Raw genomic sequence first — 477 nt, 5'->3', positions numbered from 1 at the left:
CATGGATTCTGTATCGGCTCATTTTAGGCCGGAGTTTATCAACCGTATTGATGAAGTGGTGGTCTTCCATGCTTTGGGAGCCCAGCAAATTCAGGGTATAGCGCAGATTCAATTGAAAGGCTTAAGTAAGCGTTTGTTAGAGCAGGATATTACCTTGGAGTTTGAGGCGGATGCTATGGCTAAGTTGGCCGAAGCCGGGTTTGATCCGGTTTATGGGGCAAGGCCTCTAAAGCGAGCTATACAGCGTTGGGTTGAGAATCCATTGGCTCAGAATTTGTTGGCAGGTGATTATGTGTCGGGTGACACTATAGTAGCGAGAGCTGAAGCAGATGAAATAGTGTTTGAAAAAAGGTAGTAAGGCACCGAGCTTTTGGTATGGTCTAAAGGCTCGGTGTCCTCCGTATTGTATTATTGGCAGTAGTCTTCAATTTGTTTTTGGAAGTTTGCCTTCTTTTCGTTGATCTCTTCAGGGCTTAG

General features: G+C 45.3%; 1 pseudogene. It reads left to right on the top strand.

Annotated elements, in window-relative coordinates:
* Positions 1 to 355 (top strand): annotated as a pseudogene (locus tag A3763_RS07120) (type VI secretion system ATPase TssH); the annotation flags it as partial.
* Between the last annotated feature and the right edge of the window lie 122 nt (positions 356 to 477).

This window comes from Oleiphilus sp. HI0128, from assembly GCF_001635365.1.
This window is presented reverse-complemented; position numbering and strand designations above follow the sequence as displayed.